Below are 24,137 nucleotides of genomic sequence, written 5' to 3'. Positions count from 1 at the left end.
CCATTAATCCGGGTCATAATCATTCATTCTGTCGTTTAATTCACGCTCTGCGATTTTCTTAATCGCCTCTTGTCTATAAGGCTCATAACTTGCACCACTGCCAATGGCAAGCCAGAAATTGTCGTTATCGCACAACAGTTCCGTGAGTTCGTGATAATGCGTTTGGTCGCCTTGTTTTAAATCGTTGTCGATTTCCGTGGCGACTTCATCTAAGGCGATTTCATAGCCTGCTTGCCAATCAACTTCACGTTGGTTAGCTGCATCAAGTTGAGAGTAGTGATTAGCGTAAGGTTTCATTGCTTTACTCCAGTCCCATTGATTTCAATCGAGAGTGATGTTTTCGGCAAAAATCAATGCGATGTTGGCAATACTCAATATTCTTTTTGACTGCTGTATTACGTTTTGCATCCGCCCAATTCTTTGCAGCCTCAAGGTAATTACCTTTCTTTTCTGCTTTTACTGCTGATTCTGCGTAGGTTTTGTAAGTCAGTTTCATTATTTCCCATCTAAAGTGCGGTTAATTTCTGCTTGTTTTTGTTCTGTATAAGCTAGGGACTCTTCTTTAGCAGGCTCGGTTAGATTTGGTTGGTATTGACCGTTTTCAGCAATCCATTGCACTCTTGCTTTTTCTCGTTCGAGTGCGGTTGGCTCGCTTGCAAAACAATAGGAGATTCCGCCAATCAAAAAGGCGATAAACATCGCACAGGCAATCTTTGCTAAAGGTCGTGTGATTTCTGCGAATACATCAGTAAATTTTTGCATTTTTGTTTCCTTTTTCGTCAATTTGGTGAATTTAGGGTGTAAAAATCCGCCACACGATTTTTCAAAAGTGCGGTCGGATTTTCCGTTGTTTTTAGAAGTCGATTTTGACTGCTTTTTGATTAAAGTCTCGCAAGTGTTGCAGTACACGCCAATTTGTCATCTGGTCGATGTCAAAATCACTTGTGATGCGGTTTAAGATTTGATTGGTAGAGCGTAGCACGCTTAAATATTCGTAAGCCTGTCCGTATATTTGTGAGCTCATGTTTGAGCCTAAAACGTTAAAGGCTCTCTCAATATGTTGGAAAGTGCCTATGCCACGTTTGAAAGCGAACCATAACCAAGCAAGCTGTTGAAGTTCATACTCGGTAAATTCAAACGTGAATTTCTCAGGTTCTGGCAAGGCGAGCTGTTGCGGTTGTTGCAAGGCTTTTAATGTTCTTTCGCAACGGATGAAGTATTGGCGGATTTGTCTGCCTCGTTCGTTTCTTTCTACCATGCCGAGTTCTTTGCCCATATCGAGGGTGATGTGATATTCCTTGCGTGGGCGTCCGTTGGTGCGTTCGGTGATGACGAAGTAGTCTTCATCTTGAATGAATCCATATTCATTGATGCGGTCTTGAATCCAAGCTCCGAATACTTTTCCTACTTCTAAGAATGAATGAAGATCGCGTGCGTTGCACAGTTGAACAGGTTGATTTTGGATTGAACCATTGAAAACAGGGATTAAATTTAAATTTGTCATTTTGACCGCTCTCATAATTAAGTTTTTTAAAACTCATCACAAGCAACGCCAATTACTGGTGATGAACTGATCAAGATTGGCGTACCGTTGAGCGGTGAGCTATGCGTGTGATAGCTACTATTGACGGCGATCTTTCGATCTCTCAATCAGCTCATCATTGGGACTTTTTTCCAAATTTGGAAAAAAGGTTGATTTGCTGTTTTACGGATATAAAAAAAGTCGCATTGTGCGACCAGATTCCGCACCACTCATTCAGGAACGCCAATTCCCGACTTTCTGTTGAAAGTGAGAATATCCTAAATGATTGGGCGGTGGGTGTCAATACGGTTTTTTAACGAGAACCGAAAAACTCGCCTTGTTGCGCCTTACTTCAAACAAGGAATATAATTGTTGCGTCTTACTTCAACAATTACAGGAATTTATTATGTGGGAAGCGTTAATTACTTCCATCTTTTCCATCCTCAAATCTCATTTTGATGAGGTGATTATGCGTATTACAACGTGGTTTTTGTCGTTTATTCTTTGTTGGTTGCTTATTCCTGTTCATATTCAGATTGAGCTAATGGCAAGACCACTACCTGCTTTACCTGATTATGCTCTGGTTTACCTTTTCTACTTGGTTGCCGCAACTAGCTTTTGGCAAATGTTCTTCATCTTGTTGGATGTTGCAGCTCTTTTGCTCGAAAAATTTTTCAAACGTGGAAGCGTTGAGCCACAATCCGAGCGGGTTAAGGTTGATCGCAAGCAAAAAGATTAAGCATTCTTTGAGTTTCATTACGCCCTCCTTAAGGGAGTTAAAAAAGCCCTCGTTTTACGGAGGGCAAATAACCAAAGGAACCAAGTTATGAAATCGATAGTGCCTGATTTTTTGTCCCCGCTCACAGGCTTTGCGTAACACGTTCACGCAGTGTTCACGTCGGCGCTTGGCTGCTTGGCGACAGCGTCCGCACCGAACCCTACATAGTTTGGGAAACGTCGTATTAATCCCACTCGGTATTTCATGTCTTAATTACCAGCCACGGTAACGCACCACTTTTTCAGACGAAACTTCGGGAAAGTGGACCCGCCAGAATATTTATTAATTACCGTGACCGCCTGAGCTGATACAGTTTTGACCCGGTTTAGCTTGGTCGGTAGGTAACTAAGAAATCATATTCAGATTTGGAAATCGTTACATATTCCATTTTTAACCTCATTTGTTTTATGTTTGCCATTTCAAAGCACACTTCTCTCTATCATTCGCAGAGGTTTCACAAGCCTCTGTGTCTCTGTACTTCAAATGTGCTTTAAAGTGGTGCCGCGGGAGAGATTCGAACTCAACTATCCTCCGGTTATGAGCCGGTCGCTTTTACCTATTAAGCTACCGCGGCAGTTTACCGTCTCTCCGGTATGTCACGTTTCTTACGTCACGTTGACGTGCATAGTTTGTTTCATGCCGCCTTGTTAGCCTTCCTCTTGGAAGAGCATTACTGTCAGTCTCACTACGAGTCATCGGCTTGTCTAACATTGCAATAAAAGACTCTGTTCGGTTGCTTACGTTTAGCTATTCCCACCCATTGGCTTTGTTTGCATTTCCGTAAGCATTCACACCGCAATGTAAGTTTTCCCCATCCATTCATCGCTATTTGCGATCCATCTGGATTGGCGTGTTATCACAACAAGACCATAAGTCACTTACTCCTAACTACTTATCGCTAATTAATCGGTGAGATTTGTCATTCTCACTGCCGTATTAACTGCGCTTAAGTGTTGGTCGATGTGTTTTTAATCGTATTGTTAAAGAGCATCGAGATATTTGTTTATGTGTATCTCGTTTTGATGGGATCATTATGTACTTATAGTTCATTATAGTCAAGAACAAAAAGTACATATTTTTAATAAAATGTACTTTTTGTTCATATTGGGTTGATTTCTAAAGAAATAAATTTTTTGAAATATCGTTTAATTGCTTATTTTTTAATCTGTTGCGAAGTAAAGTTTGTGTTTTGTGGTGTGTTTTTAAGATTTTTGCGATGCTGATCGCAAATTTTGGTAGCGATAGTTGGTTTAAATTGAGGTTGGTTTATTATGCCCCTGCCGATAAGGAGGGCGAATTATGAAAAAAGAGTTTAAAAAATGGCTAATCTCTCTGAATTGCGAAGGGATTAATAGCTTAGGGATTGATGAGATAGTGTCGCGCGTAGATGAAGAGTTGAGGATTGTGCGCGCTAATGAGCAGGAGAGGATTGTGCTAGAGGAGTTTATTGCGGAGTTTAAATGTTAATAAAAAACCGCCAGTTAGGCGGTTTATTGTGGTTGGTATGTCTCCGACATTGATGTCGGTAACATCGGATGAACCCGCGTCAGTGCGTGGTTTAACGGTTAAATGGCTTTAGCGAAATTAATAATTTGTTTATCTTCATTCCAGCTAATGTGTTGTAACTTAAAGTGATCAAATGTTCGCTTAATTGTATCGAGGATATTAGCTTTATGCGCTGTGTTTGGTGTATCAAGAGCAAATAAAATATTCTCTCTTTTAATAAATCCTTCTTGCTCTGCGCGATTAATTTTCGCTACCCAGCTGTCACAATGTTCAATCATGCTCGGGCTTTCAACCTGATCGAATGCAAGAGGTTTTACCGCTTTTAAAATATGTTTATCTTGTTGGTTTTTCAATGCCAAAGGAAGGGCAAATTTAGCAAAATCACCATTCACCATATATTGTTTGTATTGTGCAAGAACACTGTCGTTTTCTTGTCTAAACAAGGTTTTGTAATGTTTCAAAATCGCTTGTTCTTGGTTTTCTGGTTTTACTCCAGCATTTTGGATGAATTGCGTATATAGCTTGTTAAAATAACCTTGCGGATCATCCACCATGCCTACCGCTGCATTGCTATATTGAACAATACCTTCTTTCACATCAATGTAATGGTGAAAGAAGGTTGCCATATCCTGCGCACTTCCGTTAAATGGCTGACTAACGATATATTGTAATTCATCATTAATAGTCTCGCGGACAGTTTCAAACATTTTGCTTTTATAGAAAAAATCATTCACACGCTTGTTATTTTTAGGTACAAGTTGATAAGTGAGTTTTTTCTTTTCAGGCTCGCACATCAATAAGCCAACATTGACGAATTCGCCTGTTTCAAAGTACGGACGATACCGCACGAAGCTGTATAAAATAGGTTGTTTCATTCTATGTTGTCCCAGTAATTTTCTTGTGTTATTCGGTTTAAAAGTTCTTTTATTCGGTTGATTTGTTGATCGATTTTGTGAAATACCTCATCTCCCACAAACCAATCATCAGGAATGGACTGATAAATATCGTCAAAATTTTTGAGTATGTCAACGGCTTTGTCCGTAAAAGTTTGTTTATCCACCCAGTCAAGTCGCCAGTCTCTGTTTTGTGGTGAAAAGATATGTTCAGAAAAATCAGCTCCTTCGTCAAAGGCAAGATTATGATCTATCACTAAAATTTTTTGCTGTTGTTCGTCAAAAAGCAGATTAATATTTCCTGTGCCGACTTGTGATGCGGTTCTGTCAGAATTTAAAATCCAACGATCAAACATATAGAGCAATTTTTGTTCCGGTTCCGATAAAAATGTAGAATTTTTAACTTGAACGGTTTTAGCAATTTTGGCATTTACCACAAAGGATGATGCGAATGCTATCCCGTTAGGCAAGCCCTGCCGCCACTCTGAGGAAACGTATTGGGTTGATTCAGGTGTTATTTCAACAAAATCAATACTTGGACAGGGGAGCCCTATTTCATGAGCCAGTGTTGAACCTATGACTTCCGCTAATAATTGACTGATTGGCATCATAGACAATGTTTTTATGATAAACCAATTTCCTTTATCTGTTTGACAAATAAAGGGATGGGTTATCCCCATTTCCATTCTTTCTCTGATAAATATGATTTTATCCATTCTCTTATCCAATCACACGTCCTCTGCCTTCACAACCCAAACCTACCTTGCTGCTCGGTGTTATAATGTTTCAACTCTTTCTCTTGCTACACCAATAATACGGATTTCTTGGTTGAGCGAGCTTAATGTTGGAAACATCGGATTGAGCGGAACAAGCTCAAAGTGCGGTATGCCTTCTGGTGTTCTCGTGCCAAGCTCTTTGTATTGCTTAAACGTTGCCTCGTTGTCGCCATTGATTGCGGCCACGAATTTCCCCGGAGTGGGCAAAATGTCAGGATCGATTAAAACTAAATCGCCCTCATTAAAACGAGGGAGCATAGATTTTCCTTCAATTCGTAAATAAAACGAATTTTCAGAGGCTATAACTGTACTTGGGATCATCTCGTAACCGTCAAAGCCCTCAAGAGAGCTAATATCAGTCCATAGTCCAGCTTGGACTGAGCTTAATAAAGGGTAGGCTTTCTGTTTTTCGATTTTCTCAATAGAGGCATTCTTATCGCCATAAGTTAGCCATTCTTTTGTTACACCTAAAAAATCAGACAATACATAAATATTTGCTTGAGTTGGTAGTGTCTCGGCATTGAACCATTTGCTCACGGCCTTTGGCGTTATTTTCAGTATATCCGCAATGATTTTCCCCCTGCCTTTTTCTGGCAAGTTCTTTCTCTTACATGCAATGTCTAGCCGTGCGGCAAAGTCCTGTTTAATTTTTTCTTCAGTAATCATTTTTTTCACCTTTGAACTATTGGTTCAATTATAAATAAAACTTGAAGTACTTTCAGTTCTGGATTATTATGTACTCTAAGTTCATTTAAAGGGGTTGTATATGAAAAGCTTAAAACACATTATTGACTCTTTGGGTGCAGCTAAAGTAGCAGATTTATGCGGTATTTCTGTGCGTGCAGTTTACAAATGGCGCGCATCAAATTCTCTACCAAGAACTGAATATACAGGTGAGACCAGATATTCAGAGATTCTATCTCAAGCCTTGGAAAACGGTATTTCTGCGGAAGAGATTAGAAACTTTAGTAATCCCATTAAGTCAGGCTCTGCGATTATCGCATGACTGTAATTTACCAACACCAACAGAAAAGAAAACCATAAAAATAAGGCAAAAATTATGGGAATGAAGAAAGTCATCATCGAAATGATTGAGAACATACCGGGCGGCAAAAGTGCGGTAGCCGGATTTCTCGGATTTTCAGAGGCGGAACTGAATAACCGCTTGTATCACACGAAAGGTCAACGTTTTAAAAACGAAGAATTGATTGCGCTGCAGCTTGAGTATGGCTGTACTGATTTTATCGAGGAGCTTTGCCGAAGTGCTGGTGGCCATTTTGTACCGGCACCAGTAGCGAGCGAATTGGACTCGGTAGAAATCTCAACCTTGCAACTGCGTGAACTGTCCGCGCGTGGATTATTGTTTGAGGTGTTAGAAAAAGCGCTGGCAGATGGCGAAATCACAAGCGATGAAGAAGACACGATCCGCAAATTATTAAACAAGCATTTAGCAGCGACACAACACTCAATCGAGTGCGTGATCTCGCTAAATAAACGGCAATAAAAAACCACGGCGGCAACCGTGGTTCTGTACGAAGGAATTTTTATGAAAACCAAAATACAGCTTTATGATACACAAATTCGCCAAGATGAACAAGGGCGTTTTTGCTTAAATGATTTACATCAAGCAAGCGGTGGTGAAAGTCGTCATCGTCCTGCTTACTGGTTATCAAATCAGCAAACGCAAGAGTTAATCGGCGAAATTTCAAAAGACGGAATTCCGTCTATCCTTACAAAACAAGGGCTTGGAACATTCGTAAACAAAGAACTTGTTTACGCTTACGCAATGTGGATTAGTCCGAAATTCCACTTATACGTTATTCGCACGTTTGACAGCTTAGCCGGTCATCAAAATCCGACCGCACTTTTGCCACAAAACTACGCCGCAGCATTGCGTGAGTTGGCGGAATCTGTTGAGCGGGAAGAGGTTTTAAAGTTGGAAAACAAACAGCAAGCCGATCGCATTGAAGCGATGAGTAATTACTTCCGGGCGGGAATGACCGCACCTCAATTCGTTAAGAGCTTAAACGGCGTAAATTCGACGCAAATCAATGCATTTTTGCAACAAAAGAATTGGCTTTATAAAGACCAACGCGGTGAATGGCGCGTAACGTCTTATGCTCGCGATCGGTATATGACCGAAGAAACTAGCGAGGTTGTGCCTCACGGAGCGGATCCGATTATCAAATACAAGCCAACGTTACTTAAAAAAGGCGCAGCGAAACTCTATGAGTGGTACGCAAAAGGGTTGTTGCCGATGAAAGCAACGTGGAACGGCAAATTTATACAAGAGAAGGTAGCAGCATGAGTAACGAATCTAAATTTATTCCTAATTTTTTACAGGTGCCAAATGCTGTTATTGATGAGCTACTGCCTGATTTAACCGGGGCGGAATTGAAGTGTTACTTGGTTGTCATCAGAAAAACCAAAGGCTGGAATAAAGAAAGCGACAATATCTCAATCAGTCAGTTTATGAAAGCTACTGGATTAAGCAATAGTGCGGTGATTAAAGCCTGCGAATCCCTTGTTCAATACGGCTTGTTGGTGAAAGAAAATGGAGCAAGAAATACTGGTGTTTATGCCGTGAATTCTTACTCAAAAATTACCCATGAAGAAAGTTCACAAGTCACCTGTGAAAAAAGTTCACCTGTGAAAAAAGTTCACAGCACCTGTGAAGAAAGTTCACAAGTCACCTGTGAAGAAAGTTCACACACAATAAACAATATTAAAAACACTATACAAAATACAAATAAAAAAACTACGCAAAAAAATTCGCTCGATTTGCTTGCTGAATTCGGAATCGTTGGTCAGCTTGCTGAAGATTTTATTGCCCACCGAAAATCAAAACGAGCAGCAATCACAAAAACCGTACTTGTTGGCTATCAGCGAGAAGCGCACAAAGCAGGAATACCTCTTACCGAAGCAATCACAATATCCATCGAGCGCAATTGGCAGGGTTTTAAAGCAGGATGGAATTGGCGTGATGACAACGTAGCAACGACTACAAACACCCGAAAAACAAGCGCTTTTGCCGATGATGGCTCTTGGGCTGTAGGTAGAAAATTAAATATCAATCCTGAACTCATTCCGGAGGAATTGAGATGAAAAACGTAATTCCAATGGAACCCGCAAAAAGTGCGGTTACAAAATCCGATATTCCCAACAATGCTGTTCGCTTAATTGACCGAATGTTTGTGCGATTGAAATCAATCTTTCCTGCCTGGAAACACGCATTTGATAGCGAGATTGAGTACAACGAAACAAAGCAAGTTTGGCTCGAAGAATTATTCAAAGCGGGCGTAGTGAATCCTCAATTCCTAAAACGAGGACTGGACTTGGCAGCAAAATCCGAAAGCCCATTTTTCCCGAGTGTAGGTCAATTCATTGCTTGGTGCGAGTTTGAAAATTACCACGAATTAGGCTTGCCAACGCCCGAAGAATTGTCATCAAGAATTCAAAAATACTTTGGTTACGCAAAAGAACCTCACAATTTCAAATTCCGCTCAAAGGCTGAATATTATTTGCTTAAAACCATTTATGACGGTTACAGCAAGAAGAAATGGGAAGATTGCCAAAAGGCTATGCCGAAAATCCTTGCCGAAGTAGTTGATAAAGCTCGCACTGGATTTGAATTTCCTCAAATTCCAGAACTGCTAGAGCAAAAGCCAAAAGTTATTCCTCCAGAAGTATCAAAAAACGGTGTAGCTAAGATTAAAGAGATTATGGGGATTGCGTAGATGACAGAACAAAAATTTGATAAAGATACATGGCAGACACCGAAGTATGTTTTTAAATGGCTAGACAAACGGTTCGGTTTTGATATTGATGGCTGTGCTAATGGAGATAATGCACTTGTTAAGCTTTATTTCGGGGAAGGTGGATTAGCTGATGATTTTTTAAATTTTAACCTTTATGCACTTAAAGGCGGCTTGTCTAAAGCGTCTATTTTTGTCAATCCTCCGTACTCTAATGTAACGCCATTTATTAAGCGCGCCAGGGTGTTATGCGATGATGGTCATTTAGTCGTGATGTTACTCAACAATGATAAATCTACTCAATGGTATCAAAACCACATTCAAGGCGTGGCGAATGAAGTGATTGATATCACAGGTGGACGAATTGCATTTATCAACCCTGTAACAGGAAAAGAAATCAAGGGAAATAGCAAAGGGCAAATGGTCGTAGTCTTTGATCCAACAATGGAAGACTTTGTACAACGCTCAGTAAGTCTTGATTTTATCAAGAAAGTAGGTGGTTACGATGGAGCATAATTATCCTCGGATGTATTTAGTCAATGAGGCAGTAAGAAATCGAGTTATCGAAACCATCCGCCAATTACCGATTAACGAATCAGATCCGCTTGTTGTTGAGATAAAAGTTAAAACCCGATCAATGGAGCAAAACGATAAATTTCACGCAATGCTAGGTGATATCTCAAAACAGGCGACATGGCAAGGCGATAAATACGATTTATACGGTTGGAAAAACATATTAGTTAGCGGGCATACCATCGCAACAAAGCAGCCATATAAAATAGTTACCGGCATTGAGGGTGAGCTGGTAAACGTTCGAGAAAGGACCTCAAAAATGGGCGTTAAGAGAATGGCAAGCCTAATTGAATACACAACCGCTTGGGGCATTGAGAACGGTGTTAAGTTTAACGATGTGTGGAGATTTTGAATGAGAGAAGAAATAGCCCTATCAGTAGTTCTTTTCGTGGTTGTGTTTGTGATTATTTGTTTTATTGAGGGTGCGGACGATGAGTGATAAAGAGTTAAAGATTTTAATTATAGCTTATGCCTGTGTTGTTATAGGGACAATCTTAATCACTGGTAAATGGTGGTAGATATGACTAAACCTAAGGAAACCAAATGCAAAGTCTGTGGTTGTTACTTTGTCAAAACAATAAGCTCAATGCAGAAAGTCTGTTCGCCAAAATGTGCGATAGCGTTATCAAAAGAGCAAGCAAGGAAGAAACGAGAGAAACAAGAAAAAGCTCAACTAAAAGAGCGGAAGAAAAAACTACTAGAAAACGATAGGGGCCATTGGCTGAAAGCACTTCAAAAAGAAGTGAATAAGTTTATCCGATTAAGAGACAAAGGTCAGCCTTGTATTGCTTGCGGTGCAGTATGGAAACCAAGTTTTCAAGCCTCACACTTTATTCCACAAGGTAGAAGCTCATTCCTAAGATTTGATGAGAGAAACATTCATTCCGGCTGTATTAGATGCAATCTCTTTGTTGGTGGCGGAAATATTCACGGATATAGACCAAGACTGGTTGAGAAGATTGGCGAGCAAGAAGTTCAGTGGTTAGAAGAAAATCAACATCGAATTAAGAAATGGGAAATATCCGAGCTTAAAGAATTAATCAAAGTTTACAGAGCGAAAATCAAAGAGTTAGAGGAATAAATGCGTAAATTTAGCGAGTTACCAGAAATAACGATTGAACAAGAAGAATTTGTTGACCGGTATATGTATCAATGGGGGGCTTGGGTGCGCAGTGGTAGGCTTGATAAACCTCAATTAAATATTATTGCAAAACTAATGCAATCAGTCATTCCTGCAGAGCCAAATGAACCAATTTGCGATGATGAAACTGGGTTTATGATTAGTCAAACCATTGAGATGTTTTTTAAGAAAAATGACCAAATCTTACACTTTATTGTGTTTGCTTATTATGTAAACAAAAGAACAATCAATTTTATAGCAGAACACCTACACAACAAAGCCAAAGCTAAGGAAATGAGACCTTGTGCAGGTAAATCTAACGTAAGAGTGCCAAGTTTTAGGACAATCTATCGTGAAGTCGAAAAAGAGATACACTTTGCAAAAGCAATAATTCACGAACTGCTTATAACTTGCTTTATTATTCAGAGAACTAGCAGAGAACGTGCAACAAATATCAAAAAAATCAAAATTACATATTGACATATTTGGCAAAGTGTCATACTATTTAGATGTATGGTGGTCGCAGTGTAAGTAGTGAACACCTAGATTAATTTTTACAGCCCTGATCGGAAACGGTCGGGGCTTTTTTTATTTGGTGATTATGATGGCACTTGTAAATATTCGGTTAGAAAACGATGAAGTAGATCAAGGAATATTTCGAGATCTTGATGTTGTGGGCTACCAGCTTGAAAATAGAGCAAGATGCGTTCTTCGCTTCCAAAATAAGAAAATGGACGATAATTCCAGGCAAAAGCTAAATGAGCTGTATCAAATGCTTGAGGCGGCACGCCAAATTCACTCCCCAGTTGTTCGCGGTGGGTGTTGAATTAAGTTGAAACCTCCGACACAGGGAGATGATGTATCGTTTGTTGAGTCTCCTTCTCCTGATTGGTACGGGAAGTTATAGTAACCATCATTTAATTTATCAATTTCAATCATGTTTAACCTCTGCTGATTTAGTTGTGGAAAATTAATTTTAGCAGAATTCACGCCCGCCGTAATTGGTGGGCTTTTTTATTGCCCTGGAAATGGGGTGGAGTATGAAAATGTTTAAAGACGCAGGGAATCAAAGTATTTTTTGGTCTGGCTTTGGCGCATTCTGGGCAATGTATTCATTTCAAGAATGGCTGGCTATTTTTGGTTTAATCATCGGTTTAATCAGTGGTCTCGTTAATATGTACGCCAAATGCCAAGAGGGAAAGGTTAGGGAGAACGAGGAACGCAGAGCGGAAGAAATGCACAAGGCAAGAATGAGACGATTAGAGCAGGGGCTTGATGATGGTGTTAGGGAAGACTAGAAAAGCGCTTGGTGCCTGTTCCGTTATTGCGGTTATTGGAATCATGTATTCTCAATTTGGCGGAGAGCTAAGATTAAGCCCTGCTGGAGCTGAGATAATCGGTAATGCTGAGGGTTGTATGGCAACTCCATATAAATGCCCAGCTGATGTATTGACTGTTGGTATCGGCTCAACAGAATACTCTGGCCAAAAGATAGAGCCTGGCAAGAAATACACAAATGAAGAAATTGCTTACCGATGGAAAAACGATATTAAGCTTGCTGAATCGTGCGTTGATAGATATGCCAATGGAAGAGCATTACCTCAGTCTGTGTTTGATGCTATGGTATCTGTCACGTTTAATAATGGATGCGGTAAGGTTAAAAACTCAACGATGTTTGGGTTTATGCGACGCGGAAGATATATAGATGGGTGCAATCAGCTACCAAATTGGGTTTATGCTGACGGGCGAAAGCTGCAAGGCTTGGTTAAGCGTAGAGAAAAGGAAAGGGCATTATGTTTAGCAGATTTAAAATCTACGCAATCTCATCGGTAGTATTAACCATTTTGGGCTTGTGCGGTTGGATTTGGTATCAAAGCGACACTATCTCTGATATCCGTGCCGAAAACCAAGTGCAAGCCCAAACCATTAAAAGCCAAGAGCAAGTCAATCAATCATTAAAAGACACGATTGAGATAGAGCGCCAAGCAGTGGAACAACAGAGAGCAATCCACGATGAAATCAAACAAGCAAGCCAAGACAAAATCCAAGTGGTTAGAAAAATTATTAAGACACAACCTTGCTATAGCACTCGTATTAACGATGACGCTATTGAGCGGTTGCACTAACAAGGTAACAACCAAGACGGAATACATTTATCCGCCACAGGCTTTTCTGGTACCTTGCGTGAAAACACCATTCACGGGCAACACATACGGTGAAGCAGTAGAGCATCTAATTACTGTGAAAGCGGAGCGTGATATGTGTGCGAGTCAAATCACAAACATTAACAAGTGGATTGAAAACAGTAAGGCAGGTAAATAATGGAAGTCGGTAACATTGTAAAACTCCGTAATGGAACATTGTGCGATGTAGTCTATGAAACACAATTCGGTAAATGGTTATTAGTTGAAAAGACAGAAACAGAAGAGCCGCCATTCTCTCACTGGCATAATGCCAACGGTACATTCTATGCAGATGATGAAAGTCAGTTAGATGTAGTAGAAGTGATTAACCTAAACTAAAAAAATATAAAAGGATTTCCCTATGTCAGACGTGAAAGAGAAATCCACGTCTGAGCGTGGATTAACACCTAAGCAAGAAAAGTTTTGTCAGTTATATATTGAGCTTGGTAATGCAAGTGAGGCATATAGACAATCTTACAATGCTGAAAATATGAAAACTGAAACCATTAATACAAGAGCTAAGGAAATGCTTAAAAAAGGTCCAATTAAGGTCCGTATTAATGAGTTGCAAGAATACCACTTAAAACGACATAGCGTTACAGTCGATAATATTATCGCAGACTTGCAAGAGTTGAGAGATATTTGCATGGGGCGTAAGTCGGTTGTAATGACAGATACAATCAAAAACGCACAAGAGGGCAAGATTGATACTGTTAACAATCAAATGTTTGTCTTTGAGCCGACAAGTGCAAATAAAGCCTTAGAGCTTTTAGGCAAGCACTTAGGAATGTTTAAAGATAAATTAGATGTGACCACTGGCGACAAACCACTACCAACAGTAATCAATGTGACATTTAGCGATGAGCCTTGATATTAAATTTCCGACAAAGTTTAGAGCGCTTTTTGAAGATATGTGGCGTTTCATTATCTTCTATGGCGGTCGTGGTTCAGGTAAGAGTTTTAATATAGCGAGAGCGTTAATTATTAGAGCTTACCACAATCCAACACGAGTACTTTGTTGTCGTGAAATTCAGAAATCTATATCTGATTCTGTTATTCAGATGTTGATTGACCAAATAGAAAGGTTGGAGCTGCAAAACTTCTTTGAGGTGCAGAAAACTCAAATCATCGGTCAAAACGGTTCAAGATTTACGTTCGCAGGACTTAAAACAAATATCACCTCGATCAAATCGATGACAGGCATTGATGTAGTTTGGGTTGAGGAAGGCGAAAACGTCTCAAAAGACAGTTGGGATGTTCTTATTCCTACAATTCGGGAAGATGGTTCGCAGATTATTGTGAGCTTTAACCCTAAAAATATTCTTGATGATACCTATCAACGTTTTGTGATTCATCCGCCAGAGCGGTGCAAATCTGTTTTAGTAAACTGGCAAGATAATCCATATTTCCCGAAAGAATTAATGGAAGATATGGAGCAGATGCGTGAGCGTGATTACGAGCTTTATCGTCACGTTTATGAGGGCGAGCCTGTGGCTGATTCTGATTTAGCCATTATTAAGCCTGTATGGATTGAATATGCGGTGGATGCGCATCTCAAGCTTGGTTTTTCCGCTAAAGGAATGAAGAAAGTTGGCTTTGACGTTGCTGATGAGGGTGTAGATAGTAACGCTAATGCATTTGTTCATGGTTCTGTGGTGCTTGGCATTGAGGTTTGGAAGACTGGCGATGTGATTGATTCCGCCAACCGAACAAATCAAAGTGCGGTCAAATTTAAAGCTGATTTGATTATATTCGATAGTATTGGCGTGGGGGCGGGTGTAAAAGCTCACTTTAAACGCTTGCCGAAATCATTACAAGTGGAAGGATTTAATGCTGGTGGTGCAGTTGCTTATCCTGAACGTGAATACACCAAAGGCAAAAAAAATCAAGATATGTTTTCGAACATTAAAGCTCAATCTTGGTGGGCATTGCGAGACAGGTTCTACAAAACTTATCGGGCGATAAAGCATGGCGATGTTTATCCTGACGATGAACTGATAAGCCTATCGAGCAAAATCAAAGAGCTTGAGTATCTGAAAGCAGAATTGTCACGCCCTCGTGTTGATTATGACAATAATGGGCGGGTAAAAGTAGAAAGCAAAAAGGATATGAAAAAACGCGGCATACCTTCCCCAAATATGGCAGATGCTTTAGTCATGTGCTACGCCCCAACAAAACCTAAATCACTACTGGATTTATAAGATGAATATTTTAGATGGTATCAAATCACTTGCGCTAAAGTTAGGCAGCAAACAAGAGCAAACGTATTATGCTCGTGGGCTGAGTTTAACAGATGACTTAATGCAGATTGAAGCATTATGGCGTGATAACTGGATTGCAAACAAGGTCTGTATTAAACGCTCGGAAGATATGGTGCGTAATTGGCGCGATATTTTTTCCAATGACTTAAAATCTGAACAGTTAGACGAGTTCACTAAGCTCGAGCGCAGATTAAAACTACGTGAGACATTAACTAAAGCGCTGCAATGGTCTAGCCTGTATGGCTCAGTGGGTTTATTGGTTGTAACCGATACTATTAATATCACCTCGCCGTTACAGCCTACAGAGCGATTAAAACAATTAATCATCCTGCCTAAATGGAAAATCTCCCCGACAGGGCAAAGAGATGATGATGTGTTTTCACCAAACTTTGGTCGATATAGTGAATATACCATCACTGGTGGCACACAATCTGTTTTAGTACACCATTCTCGCTTATTAATTATCAATGCCAATGACGCACCTTTATCTGATAACGATATTTGGGGTGTATCAGACCTTGAAAAGATTATTGATGTACTTAAACGCTTTGATAGCGCCTCTGCGAATGTGGGCGACCTTATTTTTGAGAGTAAAATTGATATTTTCAAAATTGCAGGGTTGTCTGACAAGATATCTGCAGGCTTAGAAAATGATGTCGCTCACGTTATTTCAGCGGTGCAGTCGATTAAATCAGCGACTAATAGCCTCTTGCTTGATGCAGAAAATGAGTACGACCGAAAAGAGCTAACCTTTGCTGGATTAAAAGATTTACTCACGGAATTTCGTAATGCAGTTGCTGGTGCTGCAGATATGCCGGTAACCATTTTATTTGGGCAATCTGTTTCGGGATTGGCAAGTGGTGACGAGGATATCCAAAACTATCACGAATCCATCCATCGATTACAAGAAACAAGATTGCGCCCTGTGCTTGAAGTGCTTGATACATTGCTATGCAATGAATTGTTTGGTGGGCAACCTGATGACTGGTGGTTTGAATTTTTACCACTTACGGTGGTTAAACAAGAACAACAAGTCAATATGCTTAATACCTTTGCCACCGCAGCAAATACGTTAATTCAAAATGGCGTACTAAATGAATATCAAGTGGTAAACGAACTCCGAGAAAGTGGTTTATTTGCCAATATCTCTGCTGATGACATTGAGGAAATGAAAAATGCTAATGAACTTGCCAGAAATTTTGAAGAACCAGAAGGCGAAAACACGCAAGTTCAGGCCCGTGAAGATGAGCAAGAGAACGGAGCTTTGGTATAGACAACAGCTTAAACAGGTCGTCAAAACGATGACTGATGATGTAGAGAGAGCCATGCAACAACCGCAAGGCTCTTTTTTTATGGATGATGCGAAAGGGTTCCAGGCAATTAGTGCGAAAGCACTGATGAAAGTATTAGAAAAGTACGAAAAATCTGACCGCACTTCACAGGCCGAAAATATCGCCAATGGCTTTGTTAGTCGTGGTGATGCGCAAAACCATGCCGAAGTATCAACTAACCTAAAAAATCAAACTGGCATCGATTTATCCGCCTATTTACGCAATAGTCCGAATATTGTAGAAAGGGTAAATGAATTAACGGTAAGTAACATCCAATTAATCAAATCCATTCGCACGCAATATCTTGATAAGGTGCAAAATGCCGTCATGCAAGCAATGGTTCAGGGGTCATTAAATAAAGACTTAGCCGAACAACTCAAAAAACTAGGGAAAGATGTAGAAAGTCGTGCAATGCTTATTGCTCGAGACCAGTCCTCAAAATTAAATGCAGCATTAACTCGAGCACGCCATGAAGAAGCTGGCATAAAAAAATACATGTGGTCAACATCGGGTGATGAGCGTGTGCGTGAAAGCCATGCGGAAAAAGATGGGCAGATATTCGAATATACCAATCCTCCTGCGGATACCGGACACCCTGGTCATGATGTTAATTGTCGATGCGTCCAGATTCCAGTGCTTGATGATATTGTTAAACCTGAATCTAGCGAAGATGAAAAAGAATCTCTTATTCAGAAGTCTGGGAAAATGGAACTATCTGACTTGATTGATTCATCAAGTGGTAGAGGTGGCAATAAATTATATTCCGATATAGGCAGTGTTAGCTCAGAGTTGGTAGCTAAGGCAAAAGAGAGTATTGGGCTTGATATTTCAGACTGGCAACATAGTGTGGATGAATCAGGTATTCGTCATACATTTAAGCAGCACGGCAATGAAACGACAGAAAGTAAACGAGGACAACGAGCTGTAACAAAAAAAGATATTCTTTTATTGCCGCTTATTATTTCAAGTTTTGACAGTATTGAATATGCGGGATTAAGTGACATGGGGAATGAAACGTTTTTGATCAAAAAAGAGATTGAAGATGAAATATTTACCGTTCAAGAAGTGCGTAAAAAACACAAAAAACTGACAATGAAAACGATGTGGATTAGGCGGAAATCAAAAAAATAACCGTAGAATAGTTTGGTGCGTAATTCCTAGTTTATTAACTCGCATCCGCATACGTCCAAAACGTTCCCAAACTCAATCTACGGTTTAGCTTATTTTACCACTATTAGTTCAAATGTTAAACAGCCTAAACATCATCTTATGATTAGATTATAGATATGCTTTGGCCAAGAGGTAGTAAAGAATGAAACGTAATTGGGATTTAATTCGCTCTATATTGCTTAAATTGGAAACTCAGTCATAGGCTAGAGGGAGTTTATCACCTGATGGATTTACTGGTTTCGATTCAGAAACAGTGTCTTATCATTTTAAGTTATTGCAAAGTGCAGGGCTGATTGAAGCGATAGATTACTCCTCTCTAAATGAATTGAGCCTTGTTGCTCGGTCGCTGACTTGGCAAGGTCATGAATTCTTAGACAAAATTCGTAATGATACTGTCTGGAATAGCTTAAAAACTACAATAAAAAGCAAAAGCCTTGATTTATCACTTGATACAATAAAACAGGTAGCACAAACAATAATTAGCCAAATGTTGGCGTGATATTGCAAAAAAAAACAAACAACCCGATCAGAAATGGTCGGGTTTTTTATTGGGGTAAATAAATGAAATTTACAGACAAAACTACTCAAGCAACCACACAAAGAACCATCACTAAAGATGGTTTTTTAGTTGTACCGGCAACCATTTCGAAAGTTGGGGTATTTGATTACCTCGCTACAGAGCTTGGGCTAAAAGAAGACAGCATTAAAAAGGTCGCTCGCACTGAGAAATCGTTGTTTAGCGATGAAACGATTAAGAGTTTTGAAAATGCCACGCTAACTGTAGGGCACCCGAAAGATGGGGTGAATGCAAAGAACTGGAAACAACTCTCTGTCGGTGTCGTGCGCAATGTTAAGCGAGTGGGCGATGAACTCACGGCAGAGGCTTGGATTTATGATGAATCTGCGATTAAGACCGTGCAGGAGAATGGTGTTGAGCAATTATCTTGTGGTTATGACTGCGATATTAAGCCATCCACTGTACAAGATGCAGATTTTGAGATGTCGCCGATGATCGGCAACCACGTAGCGATTGTGGCAAAGGGTCGCTGCGGTGGAAGTGTAAAACTTGCCGATGAGGATAAAACCATTATGGGGAAAACCGCAAAAATTCTCGATGCGTTTTTAGGTGCGTTCGGCATCAAGTTGTCGGATGAACAGAAAAAACAAATTGATAAAGAAGAAAAGTCTGGTGGTGAAGAAGGGAAAGAGCCAAAAGGCGAACAACCAACCGAACCAAAAGAAAAACAATCTGAACCTGAAAATAAAAAGGAAGATGACGTGGAAAAAGAAGAGCTTGAAAAACGCCTTAAAGCTAAAGATGAAGAAATTCAGCAGTTAAAAGATGCGCAAGCAAAACGTGATGCAGAAGCAAAACAAGCTGCTGTATTGGCTGATGCTAAAACCGCATTTAAAGAAGTCAATTTTGCGGATAACGCTACTGTGCGTGAAATCCAAGAAAGTGCGGTCGTGGCGCAGGGTATTTTTACTAAAGATGAGGCGGCCAAATTATCCGATGAGGAAATTTCTGGCGCATATCAAACAGCAAAAGCGGTTGCGGCGAAATTAGCGGATGAACGCAAATCACTTGGCAGTATTTTGCTTGGTGACGCTGCGATGAATAAAACTGCGCCGTCTATCGATTTTAATAAAACTTACAACAGTTAGGAGTAATTAGATGAGTTACGCTTATGAACAAGCGCCTGCTCGTGCGGGTGAATTAGGTAAGGGCAACCTTGCCAGTGCAAAAACAAGTGCCGAAATGGTTTCCGGTGGCGCATTAAAAGCGGGATTATTCGTTGCGTTAAATGCTGCCGGCGGTGTAAAAGCCTTAGCGGCAAAAACTGACGTGATCGCCGGTGTAGTTTTAGCAAGCCGAATCAAAGACGAATGGGCGGAAGGTGAGCTGGTTGATGTAATGCACATTGCTCCCGCCGACGCTATTTGGGTGATTGTGGCAGAAGGTGAAACTGTTGCGCGTGGTGATAAGGTTTATGCTATTGCCGTAGCAAATGGCAATAAGAAAGCCGGCACAATCCAAGGCAAAGCGGATGCAACCAATGCGATCGCAACTGATTACACCGTGATTGACGTTAAAGGTCAATTAGCGATGATTACAAAATTATAAGGGGTGATGAATGTCATTATTAACTTATGTACAAAATGGCTTAACGGCTGTCAGCAAAGAAATTTCAGAAACTAAATATCCTGAAATTGTGTTCCCGCAATTTGTCTATGTTGACCAACAAGCAGCAGTAGGCATTACTGAAAAACTTCACTATGGTGCAGATGAGCACGGTTCGCTTGATGATGGTTTAATTACCACTGGCACAAGTACATTAGACCAAGTGGAAGTAGGCTTTACACCAACTCGCTCTTACATTGTGCCGTGGGCTAAATCTGTAACCTGGACAACACCAGAGCTTGAACAGGGTAAATTATTAGGATTAGCGTTAGATACCGCCAAAATTATGGCGTTAAATAAAAACGCACAACAAACTTTGCAAAAAGTTGCGTTCTTGGGTCATGCCAAAGATTCTCGCTTAACTGGTTTGCTAAACAACAAGTCTGTTGAGGTGTATAACATCAAAGGCACGGCGCAAAATAGCAAAGTTCAGGCGATGGACTTTGATAAAGCGGTGGCATTCTTCAAAGAAATTTTCCTACAAGGCATGGAAAAAACCAAGCGCATTGAAGCACCAAACACCTTTGCGATTGATTCACTTGATTTAGCGCACTTGGCGTTAACACAACGCAATAATACTGACACAACCGCATTAGAGTTCCTAACTAAGAGCTTGTCTGCAGCTGCAGGTCGTGAAGTGGCAATTAAAGCCTTGCCATCAAACTTTGGTACTCGTGTAACAAGTGGCAAAACTCGTGCAATGGTTTATGTAAACAGCAAAGAACACGTTATCTTTGATGTCCCAATGTCGCCAACTGTGTTAGCTGCTCAACAAAAAGGCTTATTAGCTTATGAATCTGGCTTACGCATGGCATTTGGCGGCGTAACCTTTATGGAGCCAAATTCCGCACTTTACGTAGATTACTAGGGAGTCATTATGCCAACATTTGATACGGATGTATTCCTTGAGCGCTATCCTGAATTTAATGAGGTCGATTATACAAAAATCGACCTTTTTTTATCGGATGCAGAAATGGAAGTAAGCCAATCTCGTTGGGGAAAACTCTACCAACGTGGTGTGTTGGCATTGACTGCTCATCTATTGCGTTTGTCGCTTTGGACGACTGAAGGTGGCGGTGGAGCAAATCGGAATCTCGCCAGTGAAAGTGCTGGCGAGTTATCGGTTAGCTATGCTGTACCAACATTAACAGGCACCGATGCGGATTATCAATTAACAGCGTATGGGCAAGAGTATTTGCGATTACGTAGATTGGTTGGCATTGGTGTAATGGTGGCGTAAGTGGCGGTGCAAATTACGGGGAATTTAGCGCAAGCAAAAGCATTGATTGAGCGATTGAGGGCTGATAAAGACAAAGCGGTTTACGTTGGATTTCCTGCTGAGTTTGATAAGCCAGTCGAGGGGGCTGAGAATTTTAATCTTGCCTCTTTGGCGGCCGTGTTGGAGCTTGGCAATGAACATATTAAACCGCGTCCTTTTTTACGCCAAACGCTCTCAGAAAACCAAAAGAAATACACCGCACTTTTTGTTCGGTATTTTCAGGAAGGGATGGACATTGCGCAAATTTATAAAGAGTTAGCGATTAAGGCTGAAGGTGACGTCAAGCTTAATATAGCAAGTGGTAAATGGATTGAAAATGCAGATTCAACCAAAATAGCATGGAAACTTAAGGATGTTAAAGACCCTAAACGTAGGAAAAAACTTAGGGCTACATTAGATCCCAAAAGTATTAAGAAAAACCCACTCATATGGGATGGGCACTTGCGTGGTTCTGTAAAAGGTATCGTTAAATGAGTTTAATCAACCAATATCCTCGCTTTATAAATAGTAAATTTAGCCAAATTGTCACTGTAAAACATCTGCAAGGTGAGCATTCATCTGATGGGTTTGGGGCGAGTTATACCGATGAAAGCGTGACTGCCATTGTTATGCCAACCTCTCCTAATGATGTGTTGTTATTGCCAGAAGGTGAGCGTTTTATTCCCTCAATAAAAATCTACACCATTAAGCCGTTAAAAATAGGTGATTTGGTTATTTATGAGGGGGAAACCTACAAAATAAAAACCGTAGCAAATTGGGGAAAATATGGATACCACAACAATATCGGCGTTAGACACAGCCAAACTGCGAAAGTGGATTCAACTGGCTTTACAGTTACCTAATGGCGCTGTTATTGGTGGCTGGCTCCCTGAAAATCCTTTACCTGCTTTTATTACCGTGGATTTGATGACAAGCAATGAAATCGGGCAGGCCACGAGAGAATTTGACGGCAAGCGTGAGCGTATCACCCAGACAATGCAAAGCACAGTGAGTGTCTCTTGTTTCGGTCGACATTCCCTTGCGCAGTGTTACAAGCTAAAAGCCATTTTCCAAAGTTCAGCGTTTCTTTCCTTTCTCAAATCGAATCACTGGGGCGTAATTCGTTTCTCAGATGTCCGCAATTTAACGGCTACCGTCGGGGCGGATTATGAAGAACGAGGGCAGTTTGATGTTGTATTTAGCCATCATCACATTGTTGATACACCTCTAGATCCGATAGAAAACGTTGAACAACGCACAAACCATTTAATTCAACAAATAGGAGGATAGCCTTATGGCATTATCTATCTCGCAGATTGTCAATGTGCAGTTAAATACTGTGCCTAAATCTGCCGCGCGTAAATCATTCGGTATCGTGGCATTGTTCACGCCAGAGGCAGGACAAGCATTTGCTGATGCGACTACGCGTTATGTTTATGTCGAAAATCAACGTGATGTAGAGCAGTTATTCGGCACCAATTCAGAAACAGCGAAAGCGGCACAGCCATTTTTTGCTCAAAGCCCTCGTGCAAAACAATTAATTATTGCGCGTTGGCAAAAAGAACCCGCAACCATTGATGCAACCAAAAACACATTAAGCGGTGCAACCTTATCGGATGATTTAGAGCGTTTTAAAACGGTTGTAAATGGTCGATTCACCCTGACTATTGGCACTGAAACCAAGAAAGTAAATGGACTATCTTTTGCTGACGCATCAGATTTCAATGCGATTGCAACCAAAATCCAAGCAAAATTGACCGCGCTTCCTTCATCTTTATCTATCTCTTACGATAGCGTAGGACAACGTTTTATCATCACTTCTAACAACGCTGGAGAAGATAAAGCGACCGAAATCCATTACGCCTTTAATGGTGGCGGTGACGGTGAGTATATTGGCTCATTGCTTAAATTAGAAGATGGCCAAGCAAGCCGAAAAGTAGGTAAGGCATCAATTTCTTTGAAAAAAGAAACCGTTGCAGAGGCATTATTTAACGTAGCCGAAGTGAATAATGCGTGGTATGGCTTTACGTTTGCTGCACAGCTTACTGATGGTGAAGTGGAATCTGCTGCAAAATACGCACAAGCTAATACCAAAATGTTTGGTGCGAATGTTATTCGCGTTGAACAGCTTGAATGGTCTGCTGATAACATCTATAAGAAATTATATGATGCAGGTTTAGATCACACATTAGCGATGTTCGATAAAAACGATATGTACCCAGCATCTTCTGCATTGGCTCGTTTATTATCAACGAACTTTGCGGCAAACAATTCAACCTTAACGCTTAAATTCAAGCAACAACCAACTATTACGGCAGATGAAATTACGGCAACGGAGTTCTCCAAGGCTAAACGCTTAGGCATCAATGTGTACACCTATTTTGATGATGTGGCAATGATTGCTGAAGGTACAGTGATGAGCGGTAAATTTGCGGATGAAATCGTTATCTTAGACTGGTTTACCGATGCTGTGCAAAAAGAGGTATTTGCTCGATTGTATAAATCACCGACCAAAATCCCATTAACAGACAAAGGCCAAGCGGTATTAATTGCTGCCGTGGAGAAAGTTTGTTTAGAGGGTGTAAACAATGGTGCTTTCGCACCAGGTCAATGGACGGGCGATAGCTTTGGTAACTTGACGACAGGTGATTATCTTGAAAAGGGTTACTATGTATGGGCAGCACCAATGGATACGCTATCTGATAGCGACCGTGAGCAACGCCGTGCGACACCAATTCAAACCGCAGTGAAATTAGCCGGCGCAATCCATTCAAGCGATGTGATTGTTAACTATAACCGATAATTCAAAAGCCAAGGAGAAATTCTTGG

At 40.5% G+C, this 24,137-nt stretch carries 35 protein-coding genes, 1 tRNA gene and 1 pseudogene; 28 read left to right on the top strand and 9 right to left on the bottom strand.

The window, feature by feature from the left end:
* Positions 1-3: 3 nt before the first annotated feature.
* The 4 genes from A9500_RS03825 to A9500_RS03810 all read right to left on the bottom strand — a co-directional run bounded on the left by A9500_RS03825 (position 4) and on the right by A9500_RS03810 (position 1,504).
* On the bottom strand, positions 4-297 hold the full coding sequence (locus A9500_RS03825) for a hypothetical protein (RefSeq protein ID WP_065243964.1): 294 nt from the start codon (positions 295-297) through the stop codon (positions 4-6).
* 4 nt (positions 298-301) lie between these two features.
* Positions 302-496: an ANR family transcriptional regulator gene (locus A9500_RS03820; protein WP_065243963.1), complete on the bottom strand. Its 195-nt coding sequence runs from the start codon at positions 494-496 to the stop codon at positions 302-304.
* Positions 496-762 carry a hypothetical protein gene (locus A9500_RS03815; protein WP_065243962.1) on the bottom strand — a complete coding sequence of 89 codons (267 nt, stop codon included), beginning with the start codon at positions 760-762 and terminating at the stop codon, positions 496-498. The genes A9500_RS03820 and A9500_RS03815 overlap by 1 nt, the downstream gene beginning before the upstream one ends.
* 91 nt (positions 763-853) lie before the next feature.
* Complete coding sequence (locus A9500_RS03810; RefSeq protein WP_065243961.1) at positions 854-1,504, bottom strand: P22AR C-terminal domain-containing protein; 651 nt, start codon at positions 1,502-1,504, stop codon at positions 854-856.
* Between the two features lie 424 nt (positions 1,505-1,928).
* Here A9500_RS03810 and A9500_RS03805 point away from each other — a divergent pair, with 424 nt between their 5' ends.
* Complete coding sequence (locus tag A9500_RS03805; protein WP_065243960.1) at positions 1,929-2,261, top strand: hypothetical protein; 333 nt, start codon at positions 1,929-1,931, stop codon at positions 2,259-2,261.
* 535 nt (positions 2,262-2,796) lie between these two features.
* Here A9500_RS03805 and A9500_RS03800 read toward each other — a convergent pair.
* Positions 2,797-2,874: transfer RNA gene (locus tag A9500_RS03800), tRNA-Met, on the bottom strand.
* A gap of 725 nt (positions 2,875-3,599) precedes the next feature.
* Between A9500_RS03800 and A9500_RS10700 the strand changes: the two genes are divergently transcribed.
* Positions 3,600-3,767 carry a hypothetical protein gene (locus A9500_RS10700; RefSeq protein WP_179854553.1) on the top strand — a complete coding sequence of 56 codons (168 nt, stop codon included), beginning with the start codon at positions 3,600-3,602 and terminating at the stop codon, positions 3,765-3,767.
* A gap of 98 nt (positions 3,768-3,865) precedes the next feature.
* On the opposite strand, the gene A9500_RS03795 is transcribed toward A9500_RS10700, so the two are convergent.
* From A9500_RS03795 to A9500_RS03785, 3 genes are read right to left on the bottom strand one after another with little or no spacing between them, the layout of a single operon-like run.
* The gene (locus tag A9500_RS03795) at positions 3,866-4,681 is read right to left on the bottom strand and encodes a DUF3037 domain-containing protein (RefSeq protein WP_065243959.1); all 816 of its coding nucleotides are present in this window, start codon (positions 4,679-4,681) and stop codon (positions 3,866-3,868) included.
* Positions 4,678-5,415 (bottom strand): HipA family kinase, encoded by a 738-nt coding sequence (locus A9500_RS03790; RefSeq protein WP_065243958.1) that lies wholly within the window; start codon positions 5,413-5,415, stop codon positions 4,678-4,680. Before A9500_RS03790 ends, A9500_RS03795 begins: the two co-directional genes overlap by 4 nt.
* A 60-nt stretch (positions 5,416-5,475) precedes the next feature.
* Positions 5,476-6,141: a S24 family peptidase gene (locus tag A9500_RS03785; RefSeq protein WP_065243957.1), complete on the bottom strand. Its 666-nt coding sequence runs from the start codon at positions 6,139-6,141 to the stop codon at positions 5,476-5,478.
* Positions 6,142-6,241: 100 nt separating this feature from the next.
* On the opposite strand from A9500_RS03785, the gene A9500_RS03780 reads away from it, so the two are divergent.
* The 9 genes from A9500_RS03780 to A9500_RS03740 all read left to right on the top strand — a co-directional run bounded on the left by A9500_RS03780 (position 6,242) and on the right by A9500_RS03740 (position 11,403).
* Entirely contained in the window at positions 6,242-6,481 is a 240-nt protein-coding gene (locus A9500_RS03780) for a hypothetical protein (RefSeq protein WP_065243956.1), read from the top strand.
* 54 nt (positions 6,482-6,535) lie between these two features.
* Positions 6,536-6,979 carry a YmfL family putative regulatory protein gene (locus tag A9500_RS03775; RefSeq protein ID WP_065243955.1) on the top strand — a complete coding sequence of 148 codons (444 nt, stop codon included), beginning with the start codon at positions 6,536-6,538 and terminating at the stop codon, positions 6,977-6,979.
* Between the two features lie 42 nt (positions 6,980-7,021).
* Positions 7,022-7,783, top strand: a complete 762-nt coding sequence (locus tag A9500_RS10870; protein ID WP_065243954.1) for a KilA-N domain-containing protein — start codon at positions 7,022-7,024, stop codon at positions 7,781-7,783.
* Complete coding sequence (locus A9500_RS03765) at positions 7,780-8,580, top strand: replication protein (RefSeq protein ID WP_065243953.1); 801 nt, start codon at positions 7,780-7,782, stop codon at positions 8,578-8,580. Before A9500_RS10870 ends, A9500_RS03765 begins: the two co-directional genes overlap by 4 nt.
* Positions 8,577-9,212, top strand: coding sequence for a replication protein P (locus A9500_RS03760; RefSeq protein ID WP_065243952.1), 636 nt, complete (start codon positions 8,577-8,579; stop codon positions 9,210-9,212). The genes A9500_RS03765 and A9500_RS03760 overlap by 4 nt, the downstream gene beginning before the upstream one ends.
* Complete coding sequence (locus A9500_RS03755) at positions 9,213-9,746, top strand: phage N-6-adenine-methyltransferase (RefSeq protein ID WP_065243951.1); 534 nt, start codon at positions 9,213-9,215, stop codon at positions 9,744-9,746.
* Positions 9,736-10,155, top strand: coding sequence for a recombination protein NinB (locus A9500_RS03750; RefSeq protein WP_257005671.1), 420 nt, complete (start codon positions 9,736-9,738; stop codon positions 10,153-10,155). The genes A9500_RS03755 and A9500_RS03750 overlap by 11 nt, the downstream gene beginning before the upstream one ends.
* A 168-nt stretch (positions 10,156-10,323) precedes the next feature.
* Entirely contained in the window at positions 10,324-10,884 is a 561-nt protein-coding gene (locus tag A9500_RS03745; protein WP_257005670.1) for a recombination protein NinG, read from the top strand.
* A complete protein-coding gene (locus A9500_RS03740) occupies positions 10,885-11,403 on the top strand; it encodes an antiterminator Q family protein (protein WP_065243949.1) in 519 nt (172 codons plus the stop codon).
* A 119-nt stretch (positions 11,404-11,522) separates the two neighbouring features.
* Here the strand turns inward: A9500_RS03740 and A9500_RS10865 are convergent, their stop codons facing one another.
* Positions 11,523-11,711 carry a hypothetical protein gene (locus tag A9500_RS10865; RefSeq protein WP_257005669.1) on the bottom strand — a complete coding sequence of 63 codons (189 nt, stop codon included), beginning with the start codon at positions 11,709-11,711 and terminating at the stop codon, positions 11,523-11,525.
* A 252-nt stretch (positions 11,712-11,963) separates the two neighbouring features.
* Between A9500_RS10865 and A9500_RS03730 the strand changes: the two genes are divergently transcribed.
* The 17 genes and pseudogenes from A9500_RS03730 to A9500_RS03645 all read left to right on the top strand — a co-directional run bounded on the left by A9500_RS03730 (position 11,964) and on the right by A9500_RS03645 (position 24,111).
* On the top strand, positions 11,964-12,221 hold the full coding sequence (locus tag A9500_RS03730; RefSeq protein WP_065243947.1) for a hypothetical protein: 258 nt from the start codon (positions 11,964-11,966) through the stop codon (positions 12,219-12,221).
* The gene (locus tag A9500_RS03725; RefSeq protein ID WP_065243946.1) at positions 12,202-12,756 is read left to right on the top strand and encodes a lysozyme; all 555 of its coding nucleotides are present in this window, start codon (positions 12,202-12,204) and stop codon (positions 12,754-12,756) included. Before A9500_RS03730 ends, A9500_RS03725 begins: the two co-directional genes overlap by 20 nt.
* Positions 12,717-13,049, top strand: coding sequence for a DUF2570 family protein (locus tag A9500_RS03720; protein ID WP_065243945.1), 333 nt, complete (start codon positions 12,717-12,719; stop codon positions 13,047-13,049). The genes A9500_RS03725 and A9500_RS03720 overlap by 40 nt, the downstream gene beginning before the upstream one ends.
* 195 nt (positions 13,050-13,244) lie before the next feature.
* On the top strand, positions 13,245-13,445 hold the full coding sequence (locus tag A9500_RS03710; RefSeq protein WP_065243943.1) for a hypothetical protein: 201 nt from the start codon (positions 13,245-13,247) through the stop codon (positions 13,443-13,445).
* A gap of 22 nt (positions 13,446-13,467) precedes the next feature.
* Positions 13,468-13,977, top strand: a complete 510-nt coding sequence (locus tag A9500_RS03705; protein ID WP_065243942.1) for a terminase small subunit — start codon at positions 13,468-13,470, stop codon at positions 13,975-13,977.
* Positions 13,967-15,307, top strand: a complete 1,341-nt coding sequence (locus A9500_RS03700) for a PBSX family phage terminase large subunit (RefSeq protein WP_065243941.1) — start codon at positions 13,967-13,969, stop codon at positions 15,305-15,307. The genes A9500_RS03705 and A9500_RS03700 overlap by 11 nt, the downstream gene beginning before the upstream one ends.
* A gap of 1 nt (position 15,308) precedes the next feature.
* Entirely contained in the window at positions 15,309-16,640 is a 1,332-nt protein-coding gene (locus tag A9500_RS03695) for a DUF1073 domain-containing protein (RefSeq protein ID WP_065243940.1), read from the top strand.
* On the top strand, positions 16,612-17,829 hold the full coding sequence (locus A9500_RS03690) for a phage minor head protein (RefSeq protein WP_257005668.1): 1,218 nt from the start codon (positions 16,612-16,614) through the stop codon (positions 17,827-17,829). The genes A9500_RS03695 and A9500_RS03690 overlap by 29 nt, the downstream gene beginning before the upstream one ends.
* Positions 17,830-18,010: 181 nt before the next feature.
* A pseudogene (locus A9500_RS03685) lies at positions 18,011-18,367 on the top strand (DUF2513 domain-containing protein).
* A gap of 62 nt (positions 18,368-18,429) precedes the next feature.
* Positions 18,430-19,533, top strand: coding sequence for a DUF2213 domain-containing protein (locus A9500_RS03680; protein ID WP_065243938.1), 1,104 nt, complete (start codon positions 18,430-18,432; stop codon positions 19,531-19,533).
* 10 nt (positions 19,534-19,543) lie between these two features.
* Positions 19,544-19,993 (top strand): hypothetical protein, encoded by a 450-nt coding sequence (locus A9500_RS03675; RefSeq protein ID WP_065243937.1) that lies wholly within the window; start codon positions 19,544-19,546, stop codon positions 19,991-19,993.
* A 10-nt stretch (positions 19,994-20,003) separates the two neighbouring features.
* Positions 20,004-20,918, top strand: coding sequence for a major capsid family protein (locus A9500_RS03670; protein ID WP_065243936.1), 915 nt, complete (start codon positions 20,004-20,006; stop codon positions 20,916-20,918).
* A gap of 9 nt (positions 20,919-20,927) precedes the next feature.
* Positions 20,928-21,290, top strand: coding sequence for a DUF4054 domain-containing protein (locus tag A9500_RS03665; RefSeq protein WP_065243935.1), 363 nt, complete (start codon positions 20,928-20,930; stop codon positions 21,288-21,290).
* The gene (locus A9500_RS03660) at positions 21,291-21,803 is read left to right on the top strand and encodes a hypothetical protein (protein WP_065243934.1); all 513 of its coding nucleotides are present in this window, start codon (positions 21,291-21,293) and stop codon (positions 21,801-21,803) included.
* Positions 21,800-22,171 carry a hypothetical protein gene (locus A9500_RS03655; RefSeq protein ID WP_065243933.1) on the top strand — a complete coding sequence of 124 codons (372 nt, stop codon included), beginning with the start codon at positions 21,800-21,802 and terminating at the stop codon, positions 22,169-22,171. The genes A9500_RS03660 and A9500_RS03655 overlap by 4 nt, the downstream gene beginning before the upstream one ends.
* Positions 22,095-22,598 (top strand): hypothetical protein, encoded by a 504-nt coding sequence (locus A9500_RS03650; protein WP_257005667.1) that lies wholly within the window; start codon positions 22,095-22,097, stop codon positions 22,596-22,598. Before A9500_RS03655 ends, A9500_RS03650 begins: the two co-directional genes overlap by 77 nt.
* A gap of 4 nt (positions 22,599-22,602) precedes the next feature.
* Complete coding sequence (locus A9500_RS03645) at positions 22,603-24,111, top strand: DUF3383 domain-containing protein (RefSeq protein ID WP_065243931.1); 1,509 nt, start codon at positions 22,603-22,605, stop codon at positions 24,109-24,111.
* The last annotated feature ends 26 nt before the right edge of the window (positions 24,112-24,137 follow it).

The organism is Haemophilus sp. CCUG 60358 (assembly GCF_001679485.1).
Lineage (GTDB): Bacteria > Pseudomonadota > Gammaproteobacteria > Enterobacterales > Pasteurellaceae > Haemophilus_D.
This window is presented reverse-complemented; position numbering and strand designations above follow the sequence as displayed.

Coding starts and splice junctions, on each gene's coding strand:
- A9500_RS03675 (WP_065243937.1), top strand. CDS start 19,544: ATGAGTTACGCTTATGAACAAGCGCCTGCTCGTGCGGGTGAATTAGGT.
- A9500_RS03740 (WP_065243949.1), top strand. CDS start 10,885: ATGCGTAAATTTAGCGAGTTACCAGAAATAACGATTGAACAAGAAGAA.
- A9500_RS03655 (WP_065243933.1), top strand. CDS start 21,800: ATGAGTTTAATCAACCAATATCCTCGCTTTATAAATAGTAAATTTAGC.
- A9500_RS03815 (WP_065243962.1), bottom strand. CDS start 762: ATGCAAAAATTTACTGATGTATTCGCAGAAATCACACGACCTTTAGCA.
- A9500_RS03690 (WP_257005668.1), top strand. CDS start 16,612: ATGAGCAAGAGAACGGAGCTTTGGTATAGACAACAGCTTAAACAGGTC.
- A9500_RS03730 (WP_065243947.1), top strand. CDS start 11,964: ATGAAAATGTTTAAAGACGCAGGGAATCAAAGTATTTTTTGGTCTGGC.
- A9500_RS03680 (WP_065243938.1), top strand. CDS start 18,430: ATGAAATTTACAGACAAAACTACTCAAGCAACCACACAAAGAACCATC.
- A9500_RS03820 (WP_065243963.1), bottom strand. CDS start 496: ATGAAACTGACTTACAAAACCTACGCAGAATCAGCAGTAAAAGCAGAA.
- A9500_RS03765 (WP_065243953.1), top strand. CDS start 7,780: ATGAGTAACGAATCTAAATTTATTCCTAATTTTTTACAGGTGCCAAAT.
- A9500_RS03825 (WP_065243964.1), bottom strand. CDS start 297: ATGAAACCTTACGCTAATCACTACTCTCAACTTGATGCAGCTAACCAA.
- A9500_RS03645 (WP_065243931.1), top strand. CDS start 22,603: ATGGCATTATCTATCTCGCAGATTGTCAATGTGCAGTTAAATACTGTG.
- A9500_RS03805 (WP_065243960.1), top strand. CDS start 1,929: ATGTGGGAAGCGTTAATTACTTCCATCTTTTCCATCCTCAAATCTCAT.
- A9500_RS03790 (WP_065243958.1), bottom strand. CDS start 5,415: ATGGATAAAATCATATTTATCAGAGAAAGAATGGAAATGGGGATAACC.
- A9500_RS03650 (WP_257005667.1), top strand. CDS start 22,095: ATGGATACCACAACAATATCGGCGTTAGACACAGCCAAACTGCGAAAG.
- A9500_RS03810 (WP_065243961.1), bottom strand. CDS start 1,504: ATGACAAATTTAAATTTAATCCCTGTTTTCAATGGTTCAATCCAAAAT.
- A9500_RS03720 (WP_065243945.1), top strand. CDS start 12,717: ATGTTTAGCAGATTTAAAATCTACGCAATCTCATCGGTAGTATTAACC.
- A9500_RS03775 (WP_065243955.1), top strand. CDS start 6,536: ATGGGAATGAAGAAAGTCATCATCGAAATGATTGAGAACATACCGGGC.
- A9500_RS03785 (WP_065243957.1), bottom strand. CDS start 6,141: ATGATTACTGAAGAAAAAATTAAACAGGACTTTGCCGCACGGCTAGAC.
- A9500_RS03665 (WP_065243935.1), top strand. CDS start 20,928: ATGCCAACATTTGATACGGATGTATTCCTTGAGCGCTATCCTGAATTT.
- A9500_RS03750 (WP_257005671.1), top strand. CDS start 9,736: ATGGAGCATAATTATCCTCGGATGTATTTAGTCAATGAGGCAGTAAGA.
- A9500_RS03710 (WP_065243943.1), top strand. CDS start 13,245: ATGGAAGTCGGTAACATTGTAAAACTCCGTAATGGAACATTGTGCGAT.
- A9500_RS03760 (WP_065243952.1), top strand. CDS start 8,577: ATGAAAAACGTAATTCCAATGGAACCCGCAAAAAGTGCGGTTACAAAA.
- A9500_RS10870 (WP_065243954.1), top strand. CDS start 7,022: ATGAAAACCAAAATACAGCTTTATGATACACAAATTCGCCAAGATGAA.
- A9500_RS03725 (WP_065243946.1), top strand. CDS start 12,202: ATGGTGTTAGGGAAGACTAGAAAAGCGCTTGGTGCCTGTTCCGTTATT.
- A9500_RS03795 (WP_065243959.1), bottom strand. CDS start 4,681: ATGAAACAACCTATTTTATACAGCTTCGTGCGGTATCGTCCGTACTTT.
- A9500_RS03695 (WP_065243940.1), top strand. CDS start 15,309: ATGAATATTTTAGATGGTATCAAATCACTTGCGCTAAAGTTAGGCAGC.
- A9500_RS03700 (WP_065243941.1), top strand. CDS start 13,967: ATGAGCCTTGATATTAAATTTCCGACAAAGTTTAGAGCGCTTTTTGAA.
- A9500_RS03780 (WP_065243956.1), top strand. CDS start 6,242: ATGAAAAGCTTAAAACACATTATTGACTCTTTGGGTGCAGCTAAAGTA.
- A9500_RS03670 (WP_065243936.1), top strand. CDS start 20,004: ATGTCATTATTAACTTATGTACAAAATGGCTTAACGGCTGTCAGCAAA.
- A9500_RS03745 (WP_257005670.1), top strand. CDS start 10,324: ATGACTAAACCTAAGGAAACCAAATGCAAAGTCTGTGGTTGTTACTTT.
- A9500_RS03705 (WP_065243942.1), top strand. CDS start 13,468: ATGTCAGACGTGAAAGAGAAATCCACGTCTGAGCGTGGATTAACACCT.
- A9500_RS10700 (WP_179854553.1), top strand. CDS start 3,600: ATGAAAAAAGAGTTTAAAAAATGGCTAATCTCTCTGAATTGCGAAGGG.
- A9500_RS03755 (WP_065243951.1), top strand. CDS start 9,213: ATGACAGAACAAAAATTTGATAAAGATACATGGCAGACACCGAAGTAT.